This window comes from Shewanella sp. SNU WT4 (assembly GCF_006494715.1).
GTDB lineage: Bacteria > Pseudomonadota > Gammaproteobacteria > Enterobacterales > Shewanellaceae > Shewanella.
Window position 1 is genome coordinate 3,442,713 of the sequence record NZ_CP041151.1, and the last position, 26,044, is coordinate 3,468,756.

28 protein-coding genes and 6 tRNA genes are annotated in these 26,044 nt (G+C 46.0%); 11 read left to right on the forward strand and 23 right to left on the reverse strand.

Features of this window, described 5'->3' with window-relative positions; translation table 11 throughout:
* Positions 1–180: 180 nt before the first annotated feature.
* A complete protein-coding gene (locus FJQ87_RS15545) occupies positions 181–1,425 on the forward strand; it encodes a DEAD/DEAH box helicase (RefSeq protein WP_140933395.1) in 1,245 nt (414 codons plus the stop codon).
* 383 nt (positions 1,426–1,808) lie between these two features.
* Positions 1,809–2,063, forward strand: a complete 255-nt coding sequence (locus tag FJQ87_RS15550) for a hypothetical protein (protein ID WP_140933396.1) — start codon at positions 1,809–1,811, stop codon at positions 2,061–2,063.
* A 28-nt stretch (positions 2,064–2,091) separates the two neighbouring features.
* Here the strand turns inward: FJQ87_RS15550 and FJQ87_RS15555 are convergent, their stop codons facing one another.
* Together FJQ87_RS15555 and FJQ87_RS15560 are read right to left on the reverse strand one after the other, a co-directional pair.
* Positions 2,092–2,961 (reverse strand): sterol desaturase family protein, encoded by an 870-nt coding sequence (locus FJQ87_RS15555; protein WP_140933397.1) that lies wholly within the window; start codon positions 2,959–2,961, stop codon positions 2,092–2,094.
* A 70-nt stretch (positions 2,962–3,031) separates the two neighbouring features.
* On the reverse strand, positions 3,032–4,072 hold the full coding sequence (locus FJQ87_RS15560) for a DUF2804 domain-containing protein (protein WP_140934156.1): 1,041 nt from the start codon (positions 4,070–4,072) through the stop codon (positions 3,032–3,034).
* Between the two features lie 318 nt (positions 4,073–4,390).
* On the opposite strand from FJQ87_RS15560, the gene FJQ87_RS15565 reads away from it, so the two are divergent.
* The 4 genes from FJQ87_RS15565 (at position 4,391) to FJQ87_RS15580 (ending at position 7,602) form a co-directional block, all read left to right on the forward strand.
* Positions 4,391–4,945: a YajG family lipoprotein gene (locus FJQ87_RS15565; RefSeq protein WP_168195210.1), complete on the forward strand. Its 555-nt coding sequence runs from the start codon at positions 4,391–4,393 to the stop codon at positions 4,943–4,945.
* A complete protein-coding gene (locus FJQ87_RS15570) occupies positions 4,942–5,532 on the forward strand; it encodes a peptidylprolyl isomerase (protein WP_140933399.1) in 591 nt (196 codons plus the stop codon). The genes FJQ87_RS15565 and FJQ87_RS15570 overlap by 4 nt, the downstream gene beginning before the upstream one ends.
* Before the next feature lie 167 nt (positions 5,533–5,699).
* Positions 5,700–6,020 (forward strand): hypothetical protein, encoded by a 321-nt coding sequence (locus FJQ87_RS15575; RefSeq protein WP_140933400.1) that lies wholly within the window; start codon positions 5,700–5,702, stop codon positions 6,018–6,020.
* Positions 6,021–6,198: 178 nt separating this feature from the next.
* Positions 6,199–7,602 carry an MFS transporter gene (locus tag FJQ87_RS15580; RefSeq protein WP_140933401.1) on the forward strand — a complete coding sequence of 468 codons (1,404 nt, stop codon included), beginning with the start codon at positions 6,199–6,201 and terminating at the stop codon, positions 7,600–7,602.
* A gap of 99 nt (positions 7,603–7,701) precedes the next feature.
* On the opposite strand, the gene FJQ87_RS15585 is transcribed toward FJQ87_RS15580, so the two are convergent.
* On the reverse strand, positions 7,702–8,187 hold the full coding sequence (locus tag FJQ87_RS15585) for a YajQ family cyclic di-GMP-binding protein (protein WP_140933402.1): 486 nt from the start codon (positions 8,185–8,187) through the stop codon (positions 7,702–7,704).
* Between the two features lie 162 nt (positions 8,188–8,349).
* Between FJQ87_RS15585 and FJQ87_RS15590 the strand changes: the two genes are divergently transcribed.
* Together FJQ87_RS15590 and FJQ87_RS15595 are read left to right on the forward strand one after the other, a co-directional pair.
* Complete coding sequence (locus tag FJQ87_RS15590) at positions 8,350–8,712, forward strand: VanZ family protein (protein WP_140933403.1); 363 nt, start codon at positions 8,350–8,352, stop codon at positions 8,710–8,712.
* The gene (locus tag FJQ87_RS15595) at positions 8,712–9,695 is read left to right on the forward strand and encodes a 2-dehydropantoate 2-reductase (RefSeq protein WP_140933404.1); all 984 of its coding nucleotides are present in this window, start codon (positions 8,712–8,714) and stop codon (positions 9,693–9,695) included. Before FJQ87_RS15590 ends, FJQ87_RS15595 begins: the two co-directional genes overlap by 1 nt.
* Before the next feature lie 10 nt (positions 9,696–9,705).
* Here FJQ87_RS15595 and FJQ87_RS15600 read toward each other — a convergent pair whose 3' ends face one another.
* The 9 genes from FJQ87_RS15600 to hemA form a co-directional block, all read right to left on the reverse strand.
* Complete coding sequence (locus tag FJQ87_RS15600; RefSeq protein WP_140933405.1) at positions 9,706–9,945, reverse strand: GNAT family N-acetyltransferase; 240 nt, start codon at positions 9,943–9,945, stop codon at positions 9,706–9,708.
* An 84-nt stretch (positions 9,946–10,029) separates the two neighbouring features.
* Entirely contained in the window at positions 10,030–10,287 is a 258-nt protein-coding gene (locus tag FJQ87_RS15605; protein WP_168195211.1) for a DUF2164 domain-containing protein, read from the reverse strand.
* Between the two features lie 65 nt (positions 10,288–10,352).
* Positions 10,353–11,201 (reverse strand): 3-deoxy-8-phosphooctulonate synthase, encoded by an 849-nt coding sequence (gene kdsA / locus FJQ87_RS15610; RefSeq protein WP_140933407.1) that lies wholly within the window; start codon positions 11,199–11,201, stop codon positions 10,353–10,355.
* Between the two features lie 190 nt (positions 11,202–11,391).
* Positions 11,392–12,648, reverse strand: a complete 1,257-nt coding sequence (locus FJQ87_RS15615) for a DUF819 family protein (RefSeq protein WP_140933408.1) — start codon at positions 12,646–12,648, stop codon at positions 11,392–11,394.
* A gap of 55 nt (positions 12,649–12,703) precedes the next feature.
* The gene (locus FJQ87_RS15620) at positions 12,704–13,516 is read right to left on the reverse strand and encodes a tetratricopeptide repeat protein (RefSeq protein ID WP_140933409.1); all 813 of its coding nucleotides are present in this window, start codon (positions 13,514–13,516) and stop codon (positions 12,704–12,706) included.
* Between the two features lie 11 nt (positions 13,517–13,527).
* Entirely contained in the window at positions 13,528–13,920 is a 393-nt protein-coding gene (locus tag FJQ87_RS15625; RefSeq protein ID WP_140933410.1) for a SirB2 family protein, read from the reverse strand.
* A 90-nt stretch (positions 13,921–14,010) separates the two neighbouring features.
* Complete coding sequence (gene prmC, locus FJQ87_RS15630; RefSeq protein WP_140934157.1) at positions 14,011–14,865, reverse strand: peptide chain release factor N(5)-glutamine methyltransferase; 855 nt, start codon at positions 14,863–14,865, stop codon at positions 14,011–14,013.
* A 1-nt stretch (position 14,866) separates the two neighbouring features.
* Positions 14,867–15,958, reverse strand: coding sequence for a peptide chain release factor 1 (prfA, locus tag FJQ87_RS15635; protein WP_140933411.1), 1,092 nt, complete (start codon positions 15,956–15,958; stop codon positions 14,867–14,869).
* A gap of 15 nt (positions 15,959–15,973) precedes the next feature.
* Positions 15,974–17,224, reverse strand: coding sequence for a glutamyl-tRNA reductase (gene hemA, locus FJQ87_RS15640; protein ID WP_140933412.1), 1,251 nt, complete (start codon positions 17,222–17,224; stop codon positions 15,974–15,976).
* A 260-nt stretch (positions 17,225–17,484) separates the two neighbouring features.
* Here hemA and lolB point away from each other — a divergent pair, with 260 nt between their 5' ends.
* From lolB to FJQ87_RS15655, 3 genes are all read left to right on the forward strand, one after another.
* On the forward strand, positions 17,485–18,114 hold the full coding sequence (lolB, locus tag FJQ87_RS15645; RefSeq protein WP_168195212.1) for a lipoprotein insertase outer membrane protein LolB: 630 nt from the start codon (positions 17,485–17,487) through the stop codon (positions 18,112–18,114).
* Between the two features lie 67 nt (positions 18,115–18,181).
* Positions 18,182–19,039, forward strand: a complete 858-nt coding sequence (ispE, locus tag FJQ87_RS15650; protein ID WP_140933414.1) for a 4-(cytidine 5'-diphospho)-2-C-methyl-D-erythritol kinase — start codon at positions 18,182–18,184, stop codon at positions 19,037–19,039.
* A gap of 66 nt (positions 19,040–19,105) precedes the next feature.
* Positions 19,106–20,053 carry a ribose-phosphate pyrophosphokinase gene (locus FJQ87_RS15655; RefSeq protein ID WP_140933415.1) on the forward strand — a complete coding sequence of 316 codons (948 nt, stop codon included), beginning with the start codon at positions 19,106–19,108 and terminating at the stop codon, positions 20,051–20,053.
* Between the two features lie 74 nt (positions 20,054–20,127).
* On the opposite strand, the gene FJQ87_RS15660 is transcribed toward FJQ87_RS15655, so the two are convergent.
* From FJQ87_RS15660 to FJQ87_RS15710, 11 genes are all read right to left on the reverse strand, one after another.
* Positions 20,128–20,733 (reverse strand): glutathione S-transferase family protein, encoded by a 606-nt coding sequence (locus FJQ87_RS15660; protein WP_140933416.1) that lies wholly within the window; start codon positions 20,731–20,733, stop codon positions 20,128–20,130.
* Between the two features lie 215 nt (positions 20,734–20,948).
* Entirely contained in the window at positions 20,949–21,806 is an 858-nt protein-coding gene (gene pdxY / locus FJQ87_RS15665) for a pyridoxal kinase PdxY (RefSeq protein WP_140933417.1), read from the reverse strand.
* A 190-nt stretch (positions 21,807–21,996) separates the two neighbouring features.
* Positions 21,997–22,071 (reverse strand) — tRNA-Gln (locus FJQ87_RS15670).
* A gap of 41 nt (positions 22,072–22,112) precedes the next feature.
* Positions 22,113–22,189, reverse strand: a tRNA-Met gene (locus tag FJQ87_RS15675).
* Position 22,190: 1 nt separating this feature from the next.
* A tRNA-Gln gene (locus FJQ87_RS15680) sits at positions 22,191–22,265 on the reverse strand.
* A gap of 23 nt (positions 22,266–22,288) precedes the next feature.
* Positions 22,289–22,363: transfer RNA gene (locus FJQ87_RS15685), tRNA-Gln, on the reverse strand.
* Positions 22,364–22,409: 46 nt separating this feature from the next.
* Positions 22,410–22,494 (reverse strand) — tRNA-Leu (locus FJQ87_RS15690).
* A 31-nt stretch (positions 22,495–22,525) separates the two neighbouring features.
* Positions 22,526–22,602: transfer RNA gene (locus tag FJQ87_RS15695), tRNA-Met, on the reverse strand.
* Between the two features lie 203 nt (positions 22,603–22,805).
* The gene (ychF, locus tag FJQ87_RS15700) at positions 22,806–23,897 is read right to left on the reverse strand and encodes a redox-regulated ATPase YchF (protein ID WP_140933418.1); all 1,092 of its coding nucleotides are present in this window, start codon (positions 23,895–23,897) and stop codon (positions 22,806–22,808) included.
* A gap of 71 nt (positions 23,898–23,968) precedes the next feature.
* Positions 23,969–24,556 (reverse strand): aminoacyl-tRNA hydrolase, encoded by a 588-nt coding sequence (gene pth / locus FJQ87_RS15705; protein ID WP_140933419.1) that lies wholly within the window; start codon positions 24,554–24,556, stop codon positions 23,969–23,971.
* A gap of 102 nt (positions 24,557–24,658) precedes the next feature.
* Entirely contained in the window at positions 24,659–25,846 is a 1,188-nt protein-coding gene (locus FJQ87_RS15710; RefSeq protein WP_140933420.1) for an FAD-dependent oxidoreductase, read from the reverse strand.
* Positions 25,847–26,044: the final 198 nt, after the last annotated feature.

A 26,044-nucleotide genomic window follows, 5' to 3' on the forward strand; every position in this document is an offset into this window, starting at 1 on the left:
CTCTCCTAGGTAACAACTAGGCCTTCAGCAACAATCACAACCGCTATATAACAATCACAAAAATAGCCCTGAAATATCAACATAAAACCACTTCGCCCCCTGATGATTGTCAGTCAAATAGTAAAATCAAACACGACATCTGCTACAATATTCGCCCCGTAAGAATGAGAACTATGCACTATGTCTTTTAGCGACTTGCCGCTGGCGCCAATCCTGCAACACAACCTCCACACCTTAGGTTTTACAACTCCCACTAAAATTCAAGCCCTAGCTATTCCATTGGTGGTTGCGGGGCAAGATCTGCTAGCAAGCGCACAAACTGGCACAGGTAAAACGGCGGCCTTTGGCTTGCCAATATTACAGCAAGTGTTAGGTCAAGATCTCAGCGTCATTCCAGGCAATAGCCCATGCGTTATCAAGGTCTTAGTCTTAGTGCCAACCCGCGAACTCGCGCAACAAGTGTTCAGCCAACTCGATGCCCTTGCCGCTAATACTAAGGTGCGCATTAATGTTGCTTATGGCGGTATCAGTATTGGCCCGCAAATCCACAGCTTGGCACTAGGCGTTGATGTGTTAGTGGCAACGCCGGGGCGCTTAATCGACTTACTCAAAAAACGTCGGCTTAATCTTAAGCAATTGTCTATGCTGGTTTTTGATGAAGCCGATCGCATGTTAGACATGGGGTTTATGGATGAGATCCGCGAAATCCTTAAGCATCTGTCGAAAACTCGTCAAACTTTATTATTTTCAGCCACTCTCAATGACCATATTTTCAAATTAAGTAAGCGCCTGCAGCACCAAGCACAGATCATAGAAGTGGATGAACGCAATACCACTGGGGTGAACATTGTTGAGCAGGTATACCAAGTCGATCCTGAGCGCAAATTGGCATTATTAAGTCATTTGCTCAGCAAGAACTCATGGCCACGGGTGCTGATTTTTAGTCGCCAACGTCAAGATGCGGCGCAATTAAGCCAAGTTTTAATAGAGCAAGGGATAAATGCCGCCGATTTGCATGGGGATTTAACGCAGCATCAACGCGAGCAAACCTTAAACGCTTTTAAAAATAGTGAGATTAATGTCATCGTCGCCACCGACATTGCCGCCCGCGGTTTAGATATTGATGATTTACCTGTGGTCATTAATATGGAGCTACCTTTTAAAACCGAAGATTACGTTCATCGTGTTGGTCGCACTGGCCGCGCCGGTTTAAGCGGTTTAGCCATTAGTTTGCTCGACCCACAAGATGAAAAGTTACTGCATAATCTCGAAACATTTTTAGGTCGCCGCTTACCTGAGCAGTGGTACCCGGGCTTTGAGCCTGATTTAACTAAAGAGTATGAGCGCCCAAAGAGCTTATCTAAAGCGGCGCAAAAACAAGCCGCTCGTAAAAAGGCGCTCGCACAATCAAGTAAACGCCGCTAGTTTTGCGTAAATAGCCATAAATTAAGCTGCTGGCTTTAATTCACATTTGAATGAGATAGCAGCCCATCATTTCAATCTAATCAGTAAAGTGAATGGTGGGTTCTCATATTTACCATCATTACAACCTGATTTCGGCCAGTCACTCAATTATCACGTCATCTTCAGTTAGCCCTTATTCCTTCCTTATAAATAGCTACATCGCCCGCCTAAACAACCAATGACCTTTCATTAGCCACTAATTCGCCGCAAAATTACGCAACAAACACACCCCAAGCAAGTTTACGTTGCCACCAACAAATACAACATGTGACAATCAAAACACTTACACAAGATAACGATCACCAACCATTTGTATCTTGGCAATACCGACTTAAGGATGAAGAATGAGATTTCAATCAATGCTGGCGCTGAGTCTTTTGTTCAGCGGCGCTAGCTTGGCAACTGACACTAAAGTGATGGAATTAGCCTTAGTATCAGATACAGAGTTAATGGACATATCCCAAGTCTGTCACGACTTAGCTATCGAGCTTGAAGTGCCACTCCTTAATCACGATGCTTATATGCTGCATTGCATTAACTCGCGCCTCAATGAATTAAATTACAGTCCATTAGCGGATTTACCGCATTATCCGGAATGAACTGAGCCTGCCAACGCAGATATCTTGCTTACCATTTTGATTCTTGCGACGCTGATGGCGGTGCCACTATGGCGGCTAACCGTTGGCGCCAACTGCGCCCCTTAGCCGTAACATCACGCCACATGTGTTGCCATTCCACAAAAGTCACGGTAATAGGATTAGTACTATTTACTGGCTTAGTGATGCCATACACCACGGCCTCCACTTCAGGCTCAAAAGTGCCAAATAACTTGTCCCAAATGATCAGCACCCCAGCATAATTTTTATCTATGTACTGCGGATTACGGCCATGGTGCACCCTGTGGTGGCTTGGCGAATTAAACACGAGATCCAACCAGCCAAAGTTCTTAATCCATTGGGTATGAATAATAAACTGCAACCCTAAATTCAACAGCACACTCAGCACCACCCATTTAGGCGGAAAACCAATAATGACTAACGGCACCCAAAAGAGCCACATGCCGGCAAAGGGATACATTAAACTTTGGCGAAACGCGGTACTAAAGTTCATGCTCTCAGAGCTATGATGGGTTGAATGCGCCGCCCACCACCAACGCACCCTATGGCTCGCGCGATGAAACCAGTAATAACAAAAATCTTGTGCCACCATTAGCACGATAAAGCTCATCAGCCCCATAGAAATATCCAGTAGGCGCCAATCAAATAGCCACAGATAAACTTGTATCACCATAAGCCCAACCGTGATGTCAGTTAATTGATGCAAAGCCCCCAGAGCAAAGTTACAACTGACTTCTTGCCATTGATAACTCGCCGATGGCGGCAATCTGCCGCTTTGCCTTGATACACGCCACTCGAGCACCATACACAACATAAATACCGGCGCTAATATCATAAGTAGCCAATCTGGGTGGGCAACCAACCATTCCATAGTGAGCATCCTGTTATTATTGGTTGTTAAATCTTAGGGTTAACACATCAATCAACTCTGGCACTAATTCAAATGCAGGCTACCAGCGGGCATAATGATCTTCAGTTAACCCCAACAAGTTATCTATGATGTGGAGTCGCCCTTGGTTATCAATAACATAACCATTAAACACCCCAATGTTTTGTCTAAAGTTACTTTTTAATAGCCACAAGTTACGCCGCTCGCGGCGCTGATTCAGCCCTTGAAAACTAAGATTGACTCGACCATCGACACTCTTAATTTGCCACACTTGGTTAAGATTTTTTCGGCTAAATTCAAACTGCACAGGGCCGAGTAAATGGCGCTCACCATTACACCAAAATACATTTTCATTCAGACCCGTTTCATTCACTCCCGCCGCCAAATTTAGGCCAATGGCGCCATCTGCGGTAATGGAGTTAATCGACGCCCAGCGCCAACTGGTATCGCGGCGCATAAAGCCCGCGGAAAAATCATAACCTGCCGAGCTGCCGAGCAAGCTGACGGCGGCGCCATCTATTGTTAATGTACCTTTGACCTTAAGGGCATTATGTTTTTGGGTATAGGTCCAGCCGCTATAGCCGGTGGGATTACACAAGGCGAGCGGCAAACTGAGAGGCGGCGCAATTAAATCAAGCTCAGCGTTAATCGCCATCGATTGCAGTGACAAATGCCATTGGCCGTCTGTGATGGTAAAGCGCATACTGGCATGCCTATCAGCAATGGTGCCTATGCCTTGCTTGGGGGATGGCATGGTTTGATAACCCAGCCCTAAAGGTTTAAGCCAATCAATTTGCGTGAGCCGATTAGTCTTGATGTGATAAATATAAGCAAAGCCACTGCCAAGATAGCCAATATCAGCTAAGGCAACACCTATGACATAGTCGCGAGTCTTGATACCAACAAATTGAAATTGCTTATAATGAAAGTGTTTAGCTAGGCGTGAAGCGGGTTTATCCATGCAGGTTTGATAGTCAAAATCGTCTAAATTCAATTCAGCAACTATGCCATCAAAATAACCATACTGCGGCTCACCGCTTGGGGCAATTAACTGTGCTGGTGCCTTAATAGTCGTGATTTCAGGATAACTCTTAGTATCCATAGGTTCTGTCGCTAGGCTGCCTGCTGCGCTCGTTTGGGCATCAGCATTCGCTAAGTTAACAAGCTGTACCATCTTGGAATTCTCATCCGCCATCAATAGGGTTTTTACTCTACCCCTAAGCGTTCACTGAAAAAAGCCTTAAGTTATCAATTTGTAAAAATAATCACACAAGCTCGATTGCTTGGGATGCTACTAAGCTTGGCATTGGCTTTATTTTGAATAGGCAAGTAACTATGGCGCAAGTTTCATCCTTATGAATTTCTGGTATGCTCAGCTCAAATTCACAACTTATTATTTATTATGAAATTTAACCCTCTTTTGTTGATAAGCCTTCTGTTCCTCAGCGCTTGTTCAAGCACGCCTAGTATCATAGCGCTCTCGCCGCAGTTAGACCCCATAGCTAAGCAGCTACATCAAGTGGTGCCGATTGCGATTTCAAGCTCTGATGCTCGCAGCGATAATGCGGTTGTGAAAATCAATCAAGCCAATGGCAAAGTCACATTGGTGAGCCCAGCGGAATCTCCAAGTTTGCAGCTCGAAAACATGGTGCGCACCGGCCTTAGCCAAGCAGGATATAGAATTGATCCCGCCAGCAGCACCCACATGAACATAGCACTAAGCACCTTGCTAACCGATGTCAATCAATCGACATTTGATTATGAAACTAAGAGCAATATCATCATCAATGTCACTGCCACCAGCGGCAATAAAACTCTGACTAAACAATATACTATCCGCGGTTCGCGCTCAGATATATTAACCGCTGATTATGCTAGCCTTGAACTTGAGCTCAATAAGTTACTGGCTGAAATCACCCGTAGCATTATTGTCGATCCTGAACTCAACCGCTTTTTAACTGGAGCTAACCAATGAAAGCATGGATGATTGCCGCCTTATTATTAAGCTGTAATGCCTATGCGCAGGACTCAAGTGCGCCGTTGCAGCTAGAGACTTCGTTCCCACAAGTAAAATTAGAAACGACTATGGGCACAATAGTAGTTGAGCTTGATGCCAATAAGGCGCCAATTACCGTTAATAATTTTCTAACATATGTCAGCAAAGGCCATTATGACAACACCATATTTCATCGCGTGATTGATGGTTTTGTGGTGCAAGGCGGCGGGGTTACGCCTGATTTTAAAGAAAAACCAACACTCACCGCCATAGCCAATGAATCGGGAAATGGCTTATCCAATCAGCCTGGCACCATAGCTATGGCAAGATCTATGGATCCCCATTCGGCCACCAGCCAGTTCTTTTTTAACGTCGCCGATAATAGCCGCTTAGATCCATCACCTAAGCGCTGGGGCTACGCCGTATTTGGTGAAGTCGTGAGTGGTATGGAGGTAATTGATGCCATTGCCAAGGTTGAGACAGGCCAACAAAGAACGCTTAATTGGCAAGATGTGCCGTTACAACCTGTGCTATTAAAAAAAGCGACCTTATTGTCAGATAAATAATAGATTCGACAATGACCTCAAGCGCTTACCTAGTCGATATCAGATAAATTACAAGGTCAAAAACGCTTAAAAAGTACACTTTTAATGCTTGAGCAATGCCAGATATTCCTTAATACTGGACGGGCAATTAACCTTGCAACATGTTTACAATAAATGGAGGCGACGCGATGACCCGAGAAGAGTTCATCGACAATAAGGCGCCCCAGCTGGCGTTTTATACTAATGCTTTTTTGATGGATCAAATTGCATTTGATGAAATCCAGCTTTATCTGTGGGACACCCTGGAGGAATGGCAACAATGGGACTATCAGGGCGAAGCTCAGTCAGATATAGAGCAAGCGTTCTGGCATCTGTTACATAACTTTGATAAATGGCCCGACTGGGTGTTGAGAGGGAATCGATTTTTGCGCCAGCAAATACAGCAGTATTCTGACTATCTCAGCATCGGCGGCGATAAACCGTCATCGTGTGTAGGTGTTTGTCCTTAACAAGATTGCTATTAACTTGGGTGTAAGCCTTGAAGATGTAAATGATTAGCCCAGCTTGCTGGGCTATTTTTTTAGGCAAATACACCTGCCGAAAACCAAAGCGCTTATTCATGGTTTTACTTGCCCAAGCTGGCAGCGCACCGTAAGCTAGGTTTTCCAATGGTCACTAATTGCTGATATGTCATTGCTTTCTCGCCTTTGCGCGCCTTTTTCTGTGTATTGTCACCGCCGCGTCCTGATCTTATTGCTGCTTGGATTTTCAGCAGGCCTGCCTTTAATGCTTGTGTTTTCAACCTTATCGTTTTGGTTAAGGGAAGCTGGCATTGATAGAGCCGCCATAGGTTACTTCAGCTGGATTGCGCTAACCTATGCGTTCAAATGGTTATGGTCTCCTTTGGTCGATAGAATATCGATTCCAGTGCTGACACGCTTAATCGGCCGGCGGCGCAGTTGGATGCTGCTTTCGCAAATCATTCTCATAATCGCGATCATGGGAATGGCAAGCAGCGACCCATTAAAAGATCTCAACCACTTAGTCGCCTTTGCCTTAATGGTGGCTTTTGCTTCTGCCACCCAAGATATTGTCATCGATGCTTTTCGAATTGATTCCGCGCCGCCTAGCATGCAGGCAGCGCTTGCCGCGGCGTATCAAGTAGGTTATCGCAGCGCTATGATAGTAGCCACCGCAGGCGCACTAACCATAGCCGCGTGGAGCAGTAATTACAGTGACGCTTACAGCTTATCTGGCTGGCAATACGCCTACTGGGTCATGGCCATGGTAATGGGCGTTGGCGTATTGGCCACGCTACTGGCGCGCGAGCCTAAAGTTAATACCGAGCAAAGCGATGCCATACAGCAACAAATGTATTTACGCTTATGCGAGCATCACCCTAAACGCCTAGCACGCTTATACGCTTGGTTTTATAGCGCTTGCGCCCTGCCCTTTATCGACTTTTTTCAGCGTTATGGCCGCAATGCCTTACTCATTTTGGCGCTGATTGCCTGTTATCGTATTTCCGATATTGTTATGGGGATTATGGCCAATGCGTTTTACGTAGATATGGGCTTTAAAAAAGAAGAAATTGCGGCGATAAGCAAAGTCTTTGGTTTGATCATGACCTTAGTGGGCGCGGCTTTTGGTGGCATGTTAGTCAATCGCTTTGGCACCATGAAAATCCTATTTTTAGGCGCGCTACTGGTTGCTAGCACTAACTTGCTGTTTGCGTGGCAAGCCCTCATTGGCTACAACGTGCCGTTTCTAACCTTTGCCATTTCCGTTGATAACTTTAGCGCGGGAATTGCAACGGCGGCCTTTATTGCCTATTTATCCAGTCTCACTAGCAGTGGCTTCAGCGCCACTCAATATGCGCTGTTATCATCCATCATGCTGTTATTCCCTAAGTTTATCGCGGGGTTTTCAGGGGTGTATGTCGATAACTTTGGCTATGTGAACTTCTTTATCGGCTGCAGCTTAATTGGCTTTCCGGTGTTAATTTTAATTAGCCTAGTTAATAAGCGCGTGCCGAGCGCAGAGTTAACCGATGAGCAAGCTGCCAGTCAAAATGATAATCAAGGCCTGTAATTAACTCTTAAGCTTTAGGCAAAAAAATGACGGCCAATGGGCCGTCATTAAGTGCAGTGAACCAAGGTTAGCCTTGGTTACTGGCAGAAACGCTAATCATTAATCACGGAAGTTGTTGAACTGGAACGGTTGCCCCAGCTCAGAATTACGCGCTAACGCCATTACCGCTTGTAAGTCATCACGCTTTTTAGCGGTAATACGCACTGATTCGCCTTGAATCGCGGCCACGACTTTAAGCTTACTGTTCTTAATTTCTTTCACCAACTTTTTGGCGGTTTCAGTATCTATGCCTTGCTTGAATTTCACTTTCAGGGTGAAAAACTTGCCAGAGTGAATGGCTTTGTCTTCCACTTCCATGGCCGCAGGGTCAACATTACGCTTGCTTAACGAGCCGCGCAGTACATCAACCATCTGATTACATTGGAAATCAGACTCAGAGCGTAAGCTCACCTGATTATCTTTATATTCTACTTCGCACTCAACGCCACGAAAATCGAAACGAGAATCCAGTTCACGCTTACAGTTAGCAACCGCATTACGCAGTTCGACTTCATCAACTTCAGAAACAATATCAAAAGAAGGCATAATTCATTTTCCTACCATCAAAAACTCAAGAAGATAATTTTAACTGCCATCCGCCTCAAGGTGAAGGTAAAACCTAAGATCTTGGATAATTTCAACACCAGAGGTGACAGAATCGAGCTATTTGCATATGATGTGCGTTCAATTAGTTAACGATGTTATGCCGTGATAGTTAAACGTATTATTTTCAAATTCGCGTTATTACTTGCCGTATTAGTGATTAGCTATCTGGTGTTTTCTCGCCCTAACTATTCGCCATCAGTGCCTCATCTCGATAAAATCGGTCACTTAAGCGGTTTCTTTTGTTTGTCTTTATTAACCTATTTGGCTTTCAAACCTAAGTGGCCAATTCTGTTGATGATAATGGCAGGCTATGCCTTATTGATTGAAATAGTGCAATCCTATTTACCCTATCGCAGCGCCGAATTTGGTGACTGGATAGCCGATATGTCAGGCGTTGTCTTATTTTACTTATCGCTCTGGCTCTATCAGTTATTTAGCCCCGCACCAAAAAGTATTGAATCCTAATGTCCTTAGCCCCAGCTCATATCGCCATTGTCGGCCCTGGGGCTATTGGTCAATTAATTTATCATCAACTCAATCAGTACCAACTTAATCGGCATCAACTCAATCTCCATCAACATAAGTGCTTACTGCTGTGGCCCAAAGCCCAAAGCGCGATTCCAACGCAATTAACCTTTATTGACCGCCAAGGCGTGTCTCATCACAGCCATCATCAAGGCTTGAGCCTTGCAAATGCTACTAAGGCAGAGCTTGCGACCATTCAGTTAGTCATAGTCACAGTTAAGGCTCATCAAGTGCTTAGCGCCATAGTGCCGCTACTGCCAAAATTAGCGCCTAATTGCCAAATACTGTTATTACACAATGGCCTTGGCCCCCATTTAGCGCTAAAAGCGCATTTAAGCGCGCAGCCTCAACCCCTTGGCTTATTGCTTGGTACCACATCGCAAGGCGCCATGCGTATAAATGATTATACCATTGCGCACACAGGCACTGGGGTAACCCAGTGGGGACAAGCCAGCGCGCCCGCTATTAACGCAGGCTTACCTATCAGCGCAAGTTTGCAGCAAGGATTTAGCTCTGCTATCCCAGAGTGTCAGTGGCAAACCGATATCATCAATGCCTTATGGCAAAAACTTGCTGTCAATGCTGCCATTAACCCATTAACTGCCCTTCATAACTGCCGCAATGGTGAGCTAAGTGATGCGCGCTTTACTGGCATGATTACCGCTGTGGTGACTGAATTAGTGCAAGTAGCGGCAGCTGATGGGGTCGCGCTAAATTATGCTGAGTTACTCGCTCGGGTATATTCTGTGATTGCCTTAACCGCCAACAATTACTCATCCATGCAGCAAGATATGGCGCTCGGGCGACAAACCGAAATAGCCGCCATTAATGGCTATATAGTGGCTAGAGCCCAAGCCCATCAACTGGAAGCGCCACAAAATCAGCAATTACTTGCAGCCATTTTGCAGCGCCAAGCGCATTAACGCGCAGCTATTACTTTAAAAACTTCTGCACGTACCAGCAGCTAGCTTCAATCTCATAACCTTCTTGCTTAGCCCAAGTAAGCCCGGTGCGCACTAGCTTCTCGGCTATGCCTTGACCGCGCAGCGCTTCTGGTACAAAGGTGCGACTAAAATTAACGCTCTTGCCTTGCAGCTGATAATCCAGAACCGCTTCAATGCCTTGCTGATCCCACACAAACTGCTGTTTATCAATCAAATGCTCAACTGTCATGTTCAACCTCTGTGACTCATCCTGTTAAAAGACATATATACACTGGCATGCAACACCCGCAGAGCCTAAAAGTGCAAATCAGCCTTAGCCCAGCTTCATTTGCTGCGCATCCACGGCTTCTTCAATATCATCTAGGCAGCTTAATAGGGTTGAATGCATTAACACACGCGCATCTTGCAAGCCTTGATTGTACCAATGAGCGCTTACCTTTTCGGTAATAAAATCCAGTAAGAACTCGGCCTCAAACTGACCAATATCTTGATTAAGCTCATCTTCTATATAGGTTTGCAAGCTTGCTATTAACGCTTGCTTAACTTTACTCTCTAATGGTGTGATAGCCATAATTTCTCGCATATTCGAAACAAAAACGCCCGGAAATCCGGGCGTTTAATGAATAAAAGCTGTTATTACTTGCTGGTATCAATCGGGGCAAATGATTTCACTAAATCATCAACCGCCTTCATTTGCGTCAAATAGGCTTCTAACTGATGTAAAGGCAAGGCGCATGGGCCATCACACTTAGCATTGTCTGGATCTGGGTGCGCTTCAATGAATAATCCCGCTAAGCCTAAGGCCATACCACTACGGGCCAACTCAGTGGCCTGGGCGCGGCGACCGCCGGCAGAATCTTCACGTCCACCTGGGCGCTGCAGAGCGTGGGTGGCATCAAAAATTACTGGGTAGCCAGTGTTCTTCATGTCATCCATACCTAACATATCGACGACTAAATTGTTATAACCAAAGCTGCTACCGCGCTCACACAGCATGATTTCATCATTGCCGGCTTCATTAAACTTCTTAATGATGTGACGCATTTCGTGGGGCGCTAAAAACTGCGGTTTTTTCACATTGATGACAGCGCCAGTTTGAGCCATAGCCACTACTAAATCGGTTTGACGAGCTAAGAAGGCTGGCAACTGGATAACATCCACCACTTCAGCAACCGGTGCACACTGATACACTTCATGCACGTCGGTGATGATTGGCAGATTAAAGGTGCGTTTAATTTCTTCAAAAATCTTTAAGCCTTCTTCCATGCCAGGGCCACGGTAAGAATTGATTGATGAACGGTTAGCCTTATCAAATGAGGCCTTAAATACATAAGGAATACCGAGTTTGCTGGTCACTTCGGCATAATGTTCAGCAATTTTCATCGCTAAATCTCGTGACTCAAGCACGTTCATGCCACCAAACAGCACGAATGGTTTATCGTTGGCCACTTCAATGGCACCGAGTTGGATGGTTTTCTGGATCATCACAAGGTCTCTCTTATTCGCCGACACCGCCTTGGTATCGAGCCTCTTAGGTAAGGCTGGATTATAACCTCAATTACGCCTAAGCGGCAGTGACTAAGCCCGCGTTAGTGTATTCACATAACTCTAAGTAGTAATAAGCCCATCAAGTATGGGCTTATTTAATATCACATAAAGCGCAGCGGCATGAGCACTATTGCACGAATAATTGCATTATCTGGCCACTGAACCAAGCCATATAGGTTCCGAGGGCATAGCCAAGCACGGCCAGTAATACCCCAACCGGAGCTAAAGCCGGATGGAACGCCGCCGCCACTACAGGCGCAGACGCCGCGCCGCCAATATTGGCCTGACTGCCCACTGCCACATAAAAGAGTGGCGCTTTAATGAGTTTGGCCACCACTAACATTAAGCCGCCATGCACTAACATCCAGATAACCCCAATCATAAAGTAAATCGGCGTATCTAAAATCCGGGTCACGTCCATATGTAAGCCTATGGTTGCCACCAAGATATACAGATAAGCAGAGGCCACTTTAGAAGCGCCTGCCGCCTCTAAGTGGCGCGCCGGCGTGAACGACATAGCTAAGCCAATGGTAGTCACTATCACTACTACCCAGAAAAACTTAGAGGTTAAACTGTATTGCTCGGTCCAAGGGTAGTGCTCAGTAAAAAATGGCCCCAACAAATCCGCCGCAAAATGCGAGAACCCAGTCACCCCAAAGCCTACCGCCACTATCAGCATTAAATCTGTAAGGTTTGGAATGCGGGAATTCTCAGCCTGATATTTCTCGACGTTGCGCTGCAAGGCCTCAATGGCGCGGGTGTCAGCGCCAGTACGCGCATCAATTTGCTTAGCGCGCGAGGCTAAATAGAGCAACACCGCCATCCAGATATTGGCGACTATCACATCCACTGTCACCATCACTGAGAAGATTTCACCGCCCACATCATAGACTTCCTTCATGGCGGCTTGATTGGCACTGCCACCAATCCAACTGCCTGCCAGAGTCGTCATGCCGCGCCATACCGACTCAGGGCCCATATTCGCTGTGAGACTAGGATCAAAATATGACATCACCAGCAAGGCAATCGGCCCGCCTATGACTATCCCTAAGGTGCCGGTTAGAAACATTATGATAGCTTTGGGGCCAAGACCAATAATTGCTTTTAAATCAACACTTAAAATAAGCAGCACTAAACAGGCAGGCAATAAGTAACGCGAGGCCACAAAGTAGAGCGATGAACTATCGCCATCAACAATGCCAAAGGTATTGAGCAATGACGGTAAGAAATAACATAAGAGTAACGCGGGGATAAACGAATAGAATTTGCGCCAAAATGGGTGGGGGCTGGCATTGGTATAAAACACCGCGCCTAAAATCACCGCTAATATGCCAAGGGTTACGGCATCATTGGTGATCAAGGCGCTTTGCGTCGCGACTTGCATGGTTAACTCTCCCTAGTTTTTATAATAATTATTACTGGGAGCTAAACTTAACCAATCAGTGATAGACCTCGGGTTTATCCACTAAATCTTTAAGTTGCAGCTTAACCAGTTCAATCACAGGATCATGCGGACTATGTTCAATAAAGTGCGTCAGATCCGCCGCGGCTAAACTGATACATCCCAGTTGCTGAGCAATAAAAGCTCGTTCGCGGTTTAAATGCGCGTCGTCAGGATGCCACTGCAACAATAAATTGCAACATTCCAATGCCGCTTCAAACTTCCCCTGCAAAATACAGCCTGCTTTCAATTCATGCAACATCCGCGTTAACAATCGCTTAACTGTTACCGCTTTAAGATAACTAGGTTTCAGCGGCGCTGCATTGCCAAGTTCACCGCGCACTATGGCGTGCATAAAGTGTTTATCCACAAATTGACCGGTTAACGGGTCGATATAGTGAATTTGCTGATTATGGCGCCATTGCACTAGGCTGTGGCCTGGCAGCAATACCACTTCTAACGGCAAATCTAACTGCTTAGCGAGCAAGAGTAATAAGCAAGATAAGGTCGTGCTATTGCCCTGACGACTAAGCAAACAGGTGGCCAAGTCAGCCGCTTGCACGCCGTAATAATCTTCGCGCACGCTAAAGCCTAAATCTTGATAGAACCACTTAAGTAAGGCGGCAAATCGTTGTTCTTGATCCACTAAGTAATGGCTTAGTACCGAGCCTGCCAGTTCAAACCACGCCTGCTGCGCACTATCGCCTTGGGTTAGGCCTAAGTGGATAGACAACTCCAATGGCGTTTCGGGTAAAGAGATTGAACTCAAGGCATCTTCTGCCTCGAGTAAAGAGTCATTAACTACAGACATATTGCTCACTGTTACACTAATACTGTGGTTTTTAATACCGCTAACTTAGCAGCAAACATCAACCAACCAATCGCCCCTAAGAAGGCAAAGATTTTAAACACCCGATTGCGGTTGGACTTAATTGCCATATAAGCCAGTAAGATATAAGCCGCGACTGCCATTAACTTTTCAGTTAACCATGGGGCTTCAAGAGGATATTGTTTGATCATAAAACACAAGATGACCCCAGACAGGAGCAAGAAGGTATCAATCACATGGGGGGCAATTTTGAAAAATTTCTTATCAAGCTGCTTTGAGTCTGCCATATGCAAACCAAAACGAACCACAAAAAATAATACGCTGAGTGCAATCAATAAAAGATGTAAGTGCTTGGTTGCTGGATATAAATCGTAGAAGGCTTGCATAGAGTCCCTGTGGCAAAAAATTCAAGGGCGTTAGTGTACCGTAAAGCCAGCACTAGGCCAAACCGTATCCCCAACGCCATTGCTACAAGATCAATCGCAATTAACCCACTGAGCTAAGGTGCAGCGCTCATTGTCGCCGTAGTCCTTAATAGTGCGCACCGCTTGATAACCTAAATCTTTAAGCTGCTGGCGCAAGATTGCGCCTTGCTCAAAGCCGTGTTCCATCAACAGGTAACCGTCATTAAGCAGATATTGCCGACTTAAGTCAGCGATATGAAACAAGTCACGATAACCGTTATCCGGCGCGGTTAGGGCGCTTAATGGCTCAAAACGCACATCGCCTTGATTAAGATGATGATCTTCCTCATCTATATAAGGCGGGTTAGAAACGATTAGATCAAAGTGCTGGCCGCTAATGGCACTAAACCAATCACTCTGACAAATGACCACTTGGTTTAAGCCAAGCATTTGCTGGTTTTCGCGCGCTAACGCCACTGCCGCTGCCACTTTATCGACCGCACTCACCTGCCACTGCGGCTGCTCATGGGCCAAGCTTAAGGCAATAGCACCTGTGCCTGTGCCTAAATCAAGCACCTTAGCATTGGCTGGCAAAGCTAACGCCAGAGCGGTTTCCACTAACACTTCGGTATCCGGGCGCGGGATCAAAGTCGTCGCATTGACTTTAAATGGCAGCGAGAAAAATTCACGCTCACCAATTAAATGAGCAATGGGATGGCCTTGCAGGCGCAATTCAAGCAGCTGCTGGAACTTAAGCGCTTCACTACTCGTTAGGCTTTTATCGCCCCAAGTAAACAAATAGGTACGGTTTTTAGCCAGCACAAATTGCAGTAAAATTTCGCTATCTAACGCCGCACTGTCGCTACTATCGCTTAAAAGCAAACAAGCCCTCCGAAGGGCTTGTTGAATGGTTTCAATCGCTTGCATTCTAGTTCTGGTCATCCGCCAACGCAGCTAACAAGTCAGCTTGATGCTCTTGCATCAAAGGTTCAATCAAGGTGTCTAACGCCCCTTCCATCACTTCATTTAAGCGATATAAGGTTAAGTTGATACGATGATCACTCACTCGCCCTTGTGGGAAGTTATAAGTACGAATCCGCTCTGAGCGATCGCCACTGGCTACCAGTGAACGACGAGTTGATTCTTCAGCACTACGGCGCTTCTCATCTTCTGCCGCTTGCAGACGCGCTGCCAGTACACTCATGGCCTGAGCACGGTTTTTATGCTGCGAGCGCTGATCTTGACACTCAACAATAGTACCGGTTGGGATATGCGTAATACGAATCGCCGAATCGGTTTTGTTAACGTGCTGACCACCCGCGCCTGATGCACGGAAAGTATCAACTTTTAAATCAGCAGAGTTAATTTGAATCGCTTCTGCTTCTGGAACTTCAGGCATAACGACCACAGTACAGGCTGAGGTATGAACTCGACCTTGAGATTCAGTTTCAGGTACGCGCTGCACACGATGGCCGCCTGATTCAAACTTAAGTTTGCCGTAAACTGACTCGCCACTGAATTTGGCAATCACTTCTTTAAAGCCACCATGTTCCCCTTCATTGAGGTTCATGATTTCTACTTGCCAGCGATTGGCTTCTGCGTAACGGCTATACATACGGAATAAGTCACCGGCGAAAATCGCCGCTTCATCACCACCGGCGCCAGCACGAATTTCCACGAAGGCGCTACGATCATCATTAGGATCTTTTGGCAGCAACAGAATTTGTAATTCATCTTCCAAGCTGATTAAGGTCGCTTTCGCGTCTTTAATCTCGTCTTCGGCCATTTCTTTAATTTCAGGATCGTCTTCAGCCAACATTTCTTTAGCTGTGTCTAAGTCGGCCTGAGCTTGCTGATACGCCTTAAAGCCGGTCACGACATCTTCTAATTGGGCATACTCGCGGGATAAACCACGAAATCTGTCTTGATCGCTAATAACGCTTGCATCACTAAGCAGCGCCAGCACTTCTTCGTGGCGCTCGAGCAAGCCTTCAAGCTTGCGAATGACGGAATCTTTCATTGAATAATTTAAACCTTACTCTTTATCCAGCCCAAGCGCGGAACGAAGTTGCGCCAGAGTATTAACATCCCCAGCACGACTGGCCGAGGTTAAGGCCTGAGTCGGTGCATGGATTAAACGGTTAGTGAGCTTATTGGCCAGTTCCAACAGCACTTGTTCGCTGTTAGCCCCCTGTGCCAGTTTATTGATGGCACGCTCTAATAATTCATCTTTAACCGCTAAACTCTGCTGCCGATATTGGCGAATACTGTCCACTGAACTCAGTGAACGGATCCAATCCATAAACAGATGCGCCTGTTCTTCGGCTATCACTTCCGCTTGCTCTGCGGCCTCTTTACGCGAGGCCATATTCTGTTCGATGATGCTTTGCAGGTCGTCAACCGTATAGAGGAAGGCATCGTCAAGATCGGCCACTTCTGCCTCTATATCACGGGGAACGGCAATGTCCACCAGCAGCATTGGCTGATGACGTCGCTGCTTCAGCGCTTTTTCTACCATGCCTTTACCTAAGATAGGTAGAGGACTTGCGGTAGAGGATATCACGATATCGGCTTTAGGTAGATAGTCTGGGATCTGTGTCAAGGTAATTGCCGTGGCATTAAACTCTTCACACATGGCTTGAGCGCGCTCAATCGTGCGATTTGCCACCACCATTGAACTAACACCATTATCTTTTAAGTGACGCGCCACTAGCTCTATGGTTTCACCCGCACCAATCAGCAGCACTTTAGTGTGCGCTAATGATGAGAAGATATGCTTTGCCATACTCACGGCCGCAAAAGCGACCGACACTGCATTGGCACCAATATCAGTTTCTGTTCTGACCTTTTTCGCCACTGAAAAGGTGGTTTGAAATAATCTATCTAAGGTCAAAGCCACTGTGCCGGCTTCTTTAGCCTTGGCAAATGATTGTTTAACTTGACCTAAAATTTGCGGCTCGCCCAAAATCAGCGAATCCAGCCCAGAGGCGACTCGCATTAAATGGCGCGCAACTTGTTGACCCTTTAACTGATAAACGCATGGCATCAAGTCGTCATGACTTAGGCCATGGTATTGCTCTAACCAATGGATGACATCAGCGGACTCGGCCGCATTGCAATACAATTCAGTTCGATTACAGGTGGAGATAATTACGGCTTCACCGGATTGACTGCGACTTGCGAGACTCTTCATGGCGTCATGAATGATCTCTGGACCAAATGCCACCTTCTCACGTAAATCTACCGTGGCCGTTTTATGGTTAATCCCTATTGCTACTAGGCTCATCTGACTATTTTCAGGCTCTTAGGCGTCATTATCATTAGGCTATTCTACTGAATCGAGGCAATTAAAAACAGAATATGCGTAACAAAACCGAATAAAGGTCTAACTTCTTAATCAAAAATCCAATTAGCACCCAGAAGTGATCGACAATCATTAACCTTTGTATCAAGGGGGTTTTAACAAAAATCCCCTATCGGTATTGGTATTCTGTGACTGGCGTCAGTATCATAAGAACATATCTTGGCTAATGGCGGACAAAGATTTTGAAATTGCTCACAAAAATGCAGCTGTTGCTGCTGTTTTTACTGATTAGCTTAAGTGGCTGTAGCCTGTCGCCACCGCCAAGTTTGCAGCCTGTGTCGGTACCGAGCGCCGCCGAGGCTTATGCTTGGCAACTCAATGGCAACATTTTAGTCCGTACCCCTGATGATAAGGTTAGCAGTACCCTCTATTGGCTTGAGCAACCTCAACTAACCGATATTCAGCTTATTAGCCCCATAGGCACAAGTTTATTGGCGTTAACTATCACCCCCAAAGTTGCAAATTTAACCACTAACGGTGAAACCTATGAAGGCACTAATGGGGAAGAGTTATTGCAAGCCTTAACCGGCTGGGCACTGCCTATTGCCCAAATGCCGCTGTGGGTTACCGGGCAAGTCACAGATGATATGCAAGTGATTAGCCGTGATGAACAAGGGCGCGTAGCGCAAGCTAAAACCACAGGCGCACAGGCATGGACCATAAATTATCAGCAGTGGCAGCAACAAGGTGGCAGCGAAGTCCCACGCTTAATCCTGCTGCAAAGTGACTCGATACAAGTTAAAATTCAAATCAATCGCTGGCAACCTCTAGCCCCTAGCAGCGCTACTTTGACGACCAACAAACGGTATTAAGAATTAACGGCTGATGGGATGTAATCAATCAAAATTAGCAGCCGCAAGTTAGCCCAAGGAATACATAATGACACTAAGCGCGCCCTCACTGCGCTGGCCGGCACCGGCTAAACTTAATCTTTTTTTGCATATTAATCATCAACGTGCCGATGGTTACCATGAACTGCAAACCTTGTTTCAATTTATCGACTTTTGTGATTATCTAACCATCACGCTCCATGACAATGATGAAGTCACCTTAGCCTCAGAATTGAATCAGGTTGTCGCAGATAGCGATAACTTAATTCTCAAAGCAGCAAAATCATTGAAATTAGCCACAGGTTATCGCGGCGGCGCCCATATTGAATTAGAAAAAAACATCCCTATGGGCGGCGGCTTAGGCGGTGGTTCATCGGATGCTGCTACCACTTTAGTGGCGCTCAATGCCTTATGGCACACAGGGTTATCTAAGGCGCAACTCGCTGCCATTGGCTTAAGTCTTGGCGCGGATGTTCCTGTTTTTATTAATGGTTATGCCGCATTTGCCGAAGGCGTAGGCGAGCATTTACAAGCAGTCTCCCCCACTGAAGCTTGGTACCTAGTTATCGCGCCCGATGTCCATGTGTCGACAGCCGCAGTGTTTCAAGATCCACAACTTGTGCGTAACACCCCAAAAATGACATTAGCAAGCTTGATGTCATCACCATGGCGTAATGACTGTGAGATGCTAGTCTCAAGGCAGCAGCCTCAAGTTGCCAATGCCTTAGGCTGGCTGTTAGAATATGCGCCGTCAAGAATGACCGGAACAGGCGCATGCGTGTTTGGGTCATTCGAGCAGCAACAAGAAGCTAAAGCGGCGTTGGCTAACCTGCCAAGTCACTGGCGCGGTTTTGTTGCTCAAGGAAAAAATATTTCGCCGTTAGAGCAAATGCTAAATTCGCTCTAATCCATGTACCTAAAGTGATGTTCACTTTAGTCACGACATATTAAGCAAACGCCTGAGGTTCTTACAGTGCCCGACATCAAGCTCTTTGCTGGGAATGCCACCCCCAGTCTCGCGAAAAAGATTGCCGATCGTTTATTTTGCAAACTTGGAGACGCCGTGGTGGGCCGTTTCAGCGATGGTGAAATCAGTGTTCAAATCAACGAGAACGTACGTGGAGCGGATGTTTTCATCATCCAATCAACTTGCGCTCCAACCAATGACAACCTGATGGAGCTGATCGTCATGGTCGATGCTCTGCGCCGTGCTTCGGCCGGTCGTATCACAGCCGTGATCCCTTACTTTGGTTACGCACGTCAAGACCGTCGTGTACGCAGTGCACGTGTTCCTATTACCGCTAAAGTTGTTGCTGACTTCTTATCGAGCGTGGGTGTTGATAGAGTATTAACTTGTGATTTGCACGCTGAGCAAATTCAAGGCTTCTTCGATGTTCCTGTTGATAACGTGTTTGGCAGCCCAGTATTACTGGAAGACATGCTGAGCCGTAAATTGGATAACCCAGTCGTAGTATCTCCTGACATCGGTGGTGTAGTTCGTGCGCGAGCTATTGCTAAATTGCTCGATGATTCTGACTTGGCCATTATCGACAAGCGTCGCCCTCAAGCGAACGTTGCCCAAGTTATGCACATTATTGGTGATGTCCAAGGCCGTGATTGTATTATCGTAGATGACATGATCGACACAGGCGGCACTCTGTGTAAAGCAGCTGAAGCATTAAAGCAGCATGGCGCTAATCGTGTATTTGCTTATGCAACTCACCCGGTTTTCTCTGGCAAAGCCGCTGAGAACATTGCAAATTCAGTAATTGATGAAGTGATCATCACTGACACTGTGCCATTATCTGAAGAAATGCAGAAATTGCCTAATGTGACTCAGTTGACCATGTCAGCTTTATTAGCAGAAGCTATTCGCCGCGTGAGCAACGAAGAATCTATCTCTGCGATGTTTCGTCATTAATTCGCAAAGATAATCAAAACGCACCTTAGGGTGCGTTTTTTTATGGCTGAAATTCTTATATTAACCCCTGCGCTTTAATCATTACTCGGCATAGGATAAAAACCGCCAAGGGATGATATCTGCTGACACCAGCGCTGAATATGTGGGTATAGGCTTAAATCAAAACCACCTTGATGCGCCACATGGGTATAGGCAAATAGAGTGATGTCAGCAAGACTCGGATCATCCCCCACTAAATAAGCGGTTTTAGCAAGCTGCGCGTCCATAATCGCTAGCGCCTTATTGCCACCTGCCTGTAAGCTAATGAACTCAGCACGGCGCGCTGGTGGTAACCCCTGATAATGCTTAATGAATCGTGCCACCGCAATATAAGGCTCATGGCTGTACTGCTCAAAGAACATCCACTCGAACATCTTAGCTTTAGCAAACCTATCCGTTGGGATCCAAGCGCTATCTGCGGCCAAAAACAACAAGATGGCATTAGACTCACAGAGCACGCATTTATCATCTAACACTAATGCCGGAATTTTCCCGTTAGGGTTAATAGCTAAATAATTTGGCGTATGCGTCTGCCCCGCCAATACATTCACAGCTTGCCATTGATGCTCAATTGCTAACAGTTGCAAGATAAGTTTTACCTTGTAACAGTTTCCAGAAGCCAAATCGCCATACACTAACATTATCCGCTCCAAGTGCTTGTCCTTGTTATCAGATTAGCACCCAAGCTTCTGGCAAAATAGTCTTTCGTTAGCCCAAAATAAAAAACGCTGCAGCAGCAGCGTTTATTTGTTGATCAGCGAGCATGTTAAACCATGGCACATAGTTCATCACGGTTCATCACTAAAACTCATCGCGATACTTCATAGCAATAGTGCATGGCTATAGTTAGTCTGCCTTAGCAAGCCACTGCGCGATAAATCACATCAGGCTCAGCAATTTGTTCTTGGCTGGCAATCAATTGCAGCTCATAGGATTGAGTCTCAAAGGTCTGCTTCAACACGCTATCAACCGCGGCATTAGTGCGCTCAAAAGCGGTCACGGCATCAAAACCACGCAATAAGTTACTCAGCATCAAGCCACTCAGTAAATCACCTACGCCCACAGGTTGGCGCTCAAACATATACAGAGGGCGTGAAATAATAAAATCACCCTGCTCACAGCTTAATAGCATTTGGAACTCATCACTGCTGCCTGCGCGGCTTAAGTGCTTCACTAGGACTAACTTAATGCCAGTATCCAATAATTGCTTAGTCGCAGCTTTAACGCCATTAAGATCGTTAATGCTATGACCTGCCAAGGTTTCTAATTCTAATAAGTTGGGGGCTATCATGTCAGCGCAAACTAACGCGCGTTGCTTAAAGAATTCCATCACCCCTGGGGCCACAATACAGCCTTTTTCAGGATGACCCATGACAGGATCGCAAAAATAGAGGGCATTTGGGTTAGCGGCTTTAATCGTAGCCACAGCCGCTAAAATCTCTTCACCTTGCTCGGCGCTACCAAGATAGCCACTTAATAAGGCATCACATTGGCTCAAGGCATCAATATTAGCAAGTCCAGTCACAAGTTCGGTAATTTGCCCTGCTGGCATTACCATTCCCTTAAAACCTTGTTGATATTGTGTATGGTTAGAAAACTGGACAGTATTAATCGGCCACACTTCCATGCCGTTACGACGCATAGGAAACACAGCGCTGCTATTGCCGGCACAACCAAATACCACATGAGATTGAATGGATAAGATCCGCTTCATGGACAAAACCTTATTGTAAATAGATGAGATTGCAACGAACAACTCAAGTGTAGGATTGAATTATACCCGAATACACGATTAGCAATAGTAATCACTATCGCATTATTGGCCTTGATGGCTGAGTTCGGGATTAATATTTATTTATTCTAGATAGCAAAAAGCCCGTCTATTAAGACGGGCTTTTTAAATTTGGCTGGGGTACAAGGATTCGAACCTTGGAATGCCGAGATCAAAACCCGGTGCCTTACCGCTTGGCGATACCCCAATAAATTGTTCAAGACGATTAGCAATCAACTTGATAAAAGATGGTGGCTATGGCGGGATTTGAACCTGCGACCCCAGCATTATGAGTGCTGTGCTCTAACCAACTGAGCTACATAGCCTTGGCTGGGGTACAAGGATTCGAACCTTGGAATGCCGAGATCAAAACCCGGTGCCTTACCGCTTGGCGATACCCCAATCATTGGAAATAAGAGGAAAATTGGCTGGGGTACAAGGATTCGAACCTTGGAATGCCGAGATCAAAACCCGGTGCCTTACCGCTTGGCGATACCCCAACTGTTTGTTGCTCATCTAACTTAACTTAACTTAACTTAACTTAAATGGTACGGGAAGAGAGACTTGAACTCTCACACCTTGCGGCACCAGAACCTAAATCTGGCGTGTCTACCAATTTCACCATTCCCGCTCAACAATCTCTTTTTTACATCTGGAGAAGATGGTGGCTATAGCGGGACTTGAACCTGCGACCCCAGCATTATGAGTGCTGTGCTCTAACCAGCTGAGCTACATAGCCATCTTATTTTCCGCGTCCCCTTCATCAGGGAACGGGGCGTATTATGCTTATTCGACCCAAGGAGGTCAACCGCTTTTTTACGAATAATATCGTCAAATGCATCGTTTGCTCATTCCATCAGCAAACTGAACATTAGATGGCCAAAAAAAAGAGGGAAACTATGTTTTCCTCTTAAATTCACTTAATTGCAAATGTTTGCTTGATTAAACATTGAACAGGAAATGCATTACGTCGCCATCTTTAACGATATAAGTTTTACCTTCCACTCGCAATTTACCGGCTTCTTTACAGCCAGACTCGCCTTTGAACTCTAAAAAGTCGTTATACGCCATTACTTGAGCACGAATAAAGCCGCGTTCAAAGTCAGTGTGAATAACACCAGCCGCTTGTGGCGCAGAAGCACCTACTGGCACAGTCCAAGCGCGCACTTCTTTTACACCCGCGGTAAAGTAAGTTTGCAGATCAAGTAATGAGTAGCCACCGCGGATCACGCGATCAAGACCTGGCTCTTCTAAGCCTAAGTCAGCCATAAACTCATCACGCTCTTCAGCATCCATTTCCGCCAGTTCAGATTCAATCGCTGCACATACTGGTACTACTACCGCATTCTCAGCGGCAGCAATGGCCATAACTACGTCTAAATGCGGGTTATTTTCAAAACCGTCTTCAGATACGTTAGCAATGTACATAGTTGGCTTGATAGTCAGCAGGTTCAAATAAGCAACGGCTTCCAACTCTTCTTTTTCCAGCGGTAATGAACGCAGCATTTTGCCTTCATCTAATACTGGACGCAGTTTCTCAAGCACTTCAACTTCGAACTTAGCATCTTTGTCACCGCTCTTAGCGCGTTTTTGCTGGCGAGTAATCGCACGCTCAACACTGTCTAAGTCGGCTAAGGCCAATTCGGTGTTAATGACTTCGATATCGCTGGCAGGATCAATCTTGTTAGCCACGTGAATAATGTTGTCGTTATCAAAACAACGAACCACATGACCAATAGCGTCAGTTTCACGAATGTTAGCTAAGAATTTATTGCCTAAGCCTTCACCTTTAGAGGCGCCAGCCACTAAACCTGCAATATCCACAAATTCCATCGTGGTAGGCAGAATACGCTCAGGTTTAACAATGGCCGCTAACGCATCTAAGCGTGGATCCGGCACTGGCACTACGCCGGTATTAGGCTCAATGGTACAGAAAGGAAAGTTTGCTGCTTCAATCCCAGCCTTTGTCAGTGCGTTAAACAGCGTAGACTTACCTACGTTTGGCAAACCAACGATGCCACATTTAAAACCCATATCGATACCTTTTTATTGACGTAACAACCTAAGCTAAAGCAGCTTAAGTTCAAAATTCATGGTGGCTAGTACTAGACGGCTTTGAATGAATGCAGTCTATGTTGCGCCTTAACCATATCTTCTTTAAATCCAATTTCAGTGGAGCGTACGGCTTCATCAATCGCGGCCAAGATTTTTTCTTGATCGTCACTCGATGCTTTATTCAGTACATAAGCTGCCACTTTGTTTTTATCGCCAGGATGACCAATGCCAATCCGTAAGCGATAAAAATTATTATTGTTGGCCATTTTAGCCACTATGTCTTTGAGGCCATTATGACCACCGTGACCGCCACCTATCTTAAATTTGGCCACCCCCGGAGGCATGTCTAATTCATCGTGGGCCACTAGTATCTCTTCTGGCTCAATTCGAAAGAAATTAGCCAGCGCGGACACAGACTTACCGCTTAAGTTCATGTACGTCGATGGGATCAACAAACGAACCTCGCGACCAAACAACATGACTCTTGCCGTCATTCCAAAATATTTAGAGTCTGGCACTAAACTTACATTCGCCATGCGAGCTAATTCTTGGACATACCAAGCGCCAGCGTTATGGCGAGTTTGCGCATATTCTGCGCCAGGGTTGGCTAAGCCAACAATCAATTTTATCTGATCCATACCGCTACTATTACTCTATCCGGCATGCCATCTGGCTGCCACTCAGACATAAAGCCCAGTATTCTACCACTGCTAACACTGCTCAACAAATTTACAATTAGCTTAGACTAAGCCCAGCGCATATTTGAGCACCCAATCTTTCAGTGGCCCTGACTTATCAGCGATGCGCAGCGCCGCGTTGCGCAGTAATTTAAGCGGTAAGATTCGATTACTGAAACCGGCATAAAAGGCATCCATAGTGGTCATCATTAATAAATTGTCGCGATAACGTAGGCTTTGATAGTCACTCAGTACTTTAGTGCTGGCAACATCATGGCCGGCTTGCTGCGCTTTAGCTATCACCTCAATTAACGCGGCCACATCTTTAAAGCCTAAATTAACCCCTTGGCCAGCCAGCGGATTAATAGTGTGGGCAGCATCGCCTAGGATCACTACATTTTCTTGGTAATAACAACTGGCGTGACGGCGCGTTAACGGAAAACTGCCCTTGGCTTCAATCTCAAAATCAGTAGCAAGGCGCGCTGGGAAATGGGTTTGAATCGCGCTTTTTAGCGCCGCATTATTCATCTGCATTAATTGCGCGATGCGCTGCGGCGTATCATACCAAACTAGCGAAGCATGCTTATCTGGCAACGGCAGTAATGAGCGCGGGCCATCAGGCGTAAATTGCTGCCAAGTAATAGCGGGCAGCTCCTCTGTGGTCGCGATATTAATCAGCATGGCACTTTGACTATAATCCCAACCACTGACACCTATGCCCGCCCATTGGCGCACATGCGAATTCGCACCATCACAACCCACTAACAAGCGGCAATCAATACTGGTGCCATCATCGAGTAGCACACTAACCCCATTATCATGGCGCTGATATTTAGCCACGGCCGCGGGGCAATACAGATTAAGGTTGGGATAATTGGCCATTTGCTGCCAAATACCTAATTGAACCACACGGTTCTCAAGGATATAGCCTAACTGCTCAAGCTTAACTTGGCTGGCACTAAAGCGCGTGGCAGCACCTTCCATTTCCCAAGTTTCTAGCCCAGTGTAAGCCACATGGCGCATAGCTAAAATGGCATCCATAGCGCCTAACGATTGCAGTAACCGCACTGAGGCCATGCTAATGGCGGATACGCGCACATCTAAGGGTTGGCTTGGGTCATAATCTTCTTGGCGACGATTTTCCACCAGCGCCACCGATAGGCCAAGTTTTGCCAAGCCGACAGCCGTCGCGGCGCCCACCATTCCACCACCTATGATGCAGACATCAGTTTGCGCTCGTTGTTGTGTCACCTTGTGCTTCCTTATTGATTGAACATTGCATAGCTACAATAGTTAGAACTGTTGGCCGAGTCGAATAACCAAAATGGCTTAAAAGCGCGAGTATGCTTGCTTGCACAGAACGCTGGCGCTTTATCATCACTCAGACCTTTTTGATGAACAATTTTACGCAATTATCATTAGTAGCATTATGCCTTAAATCACAGCGCG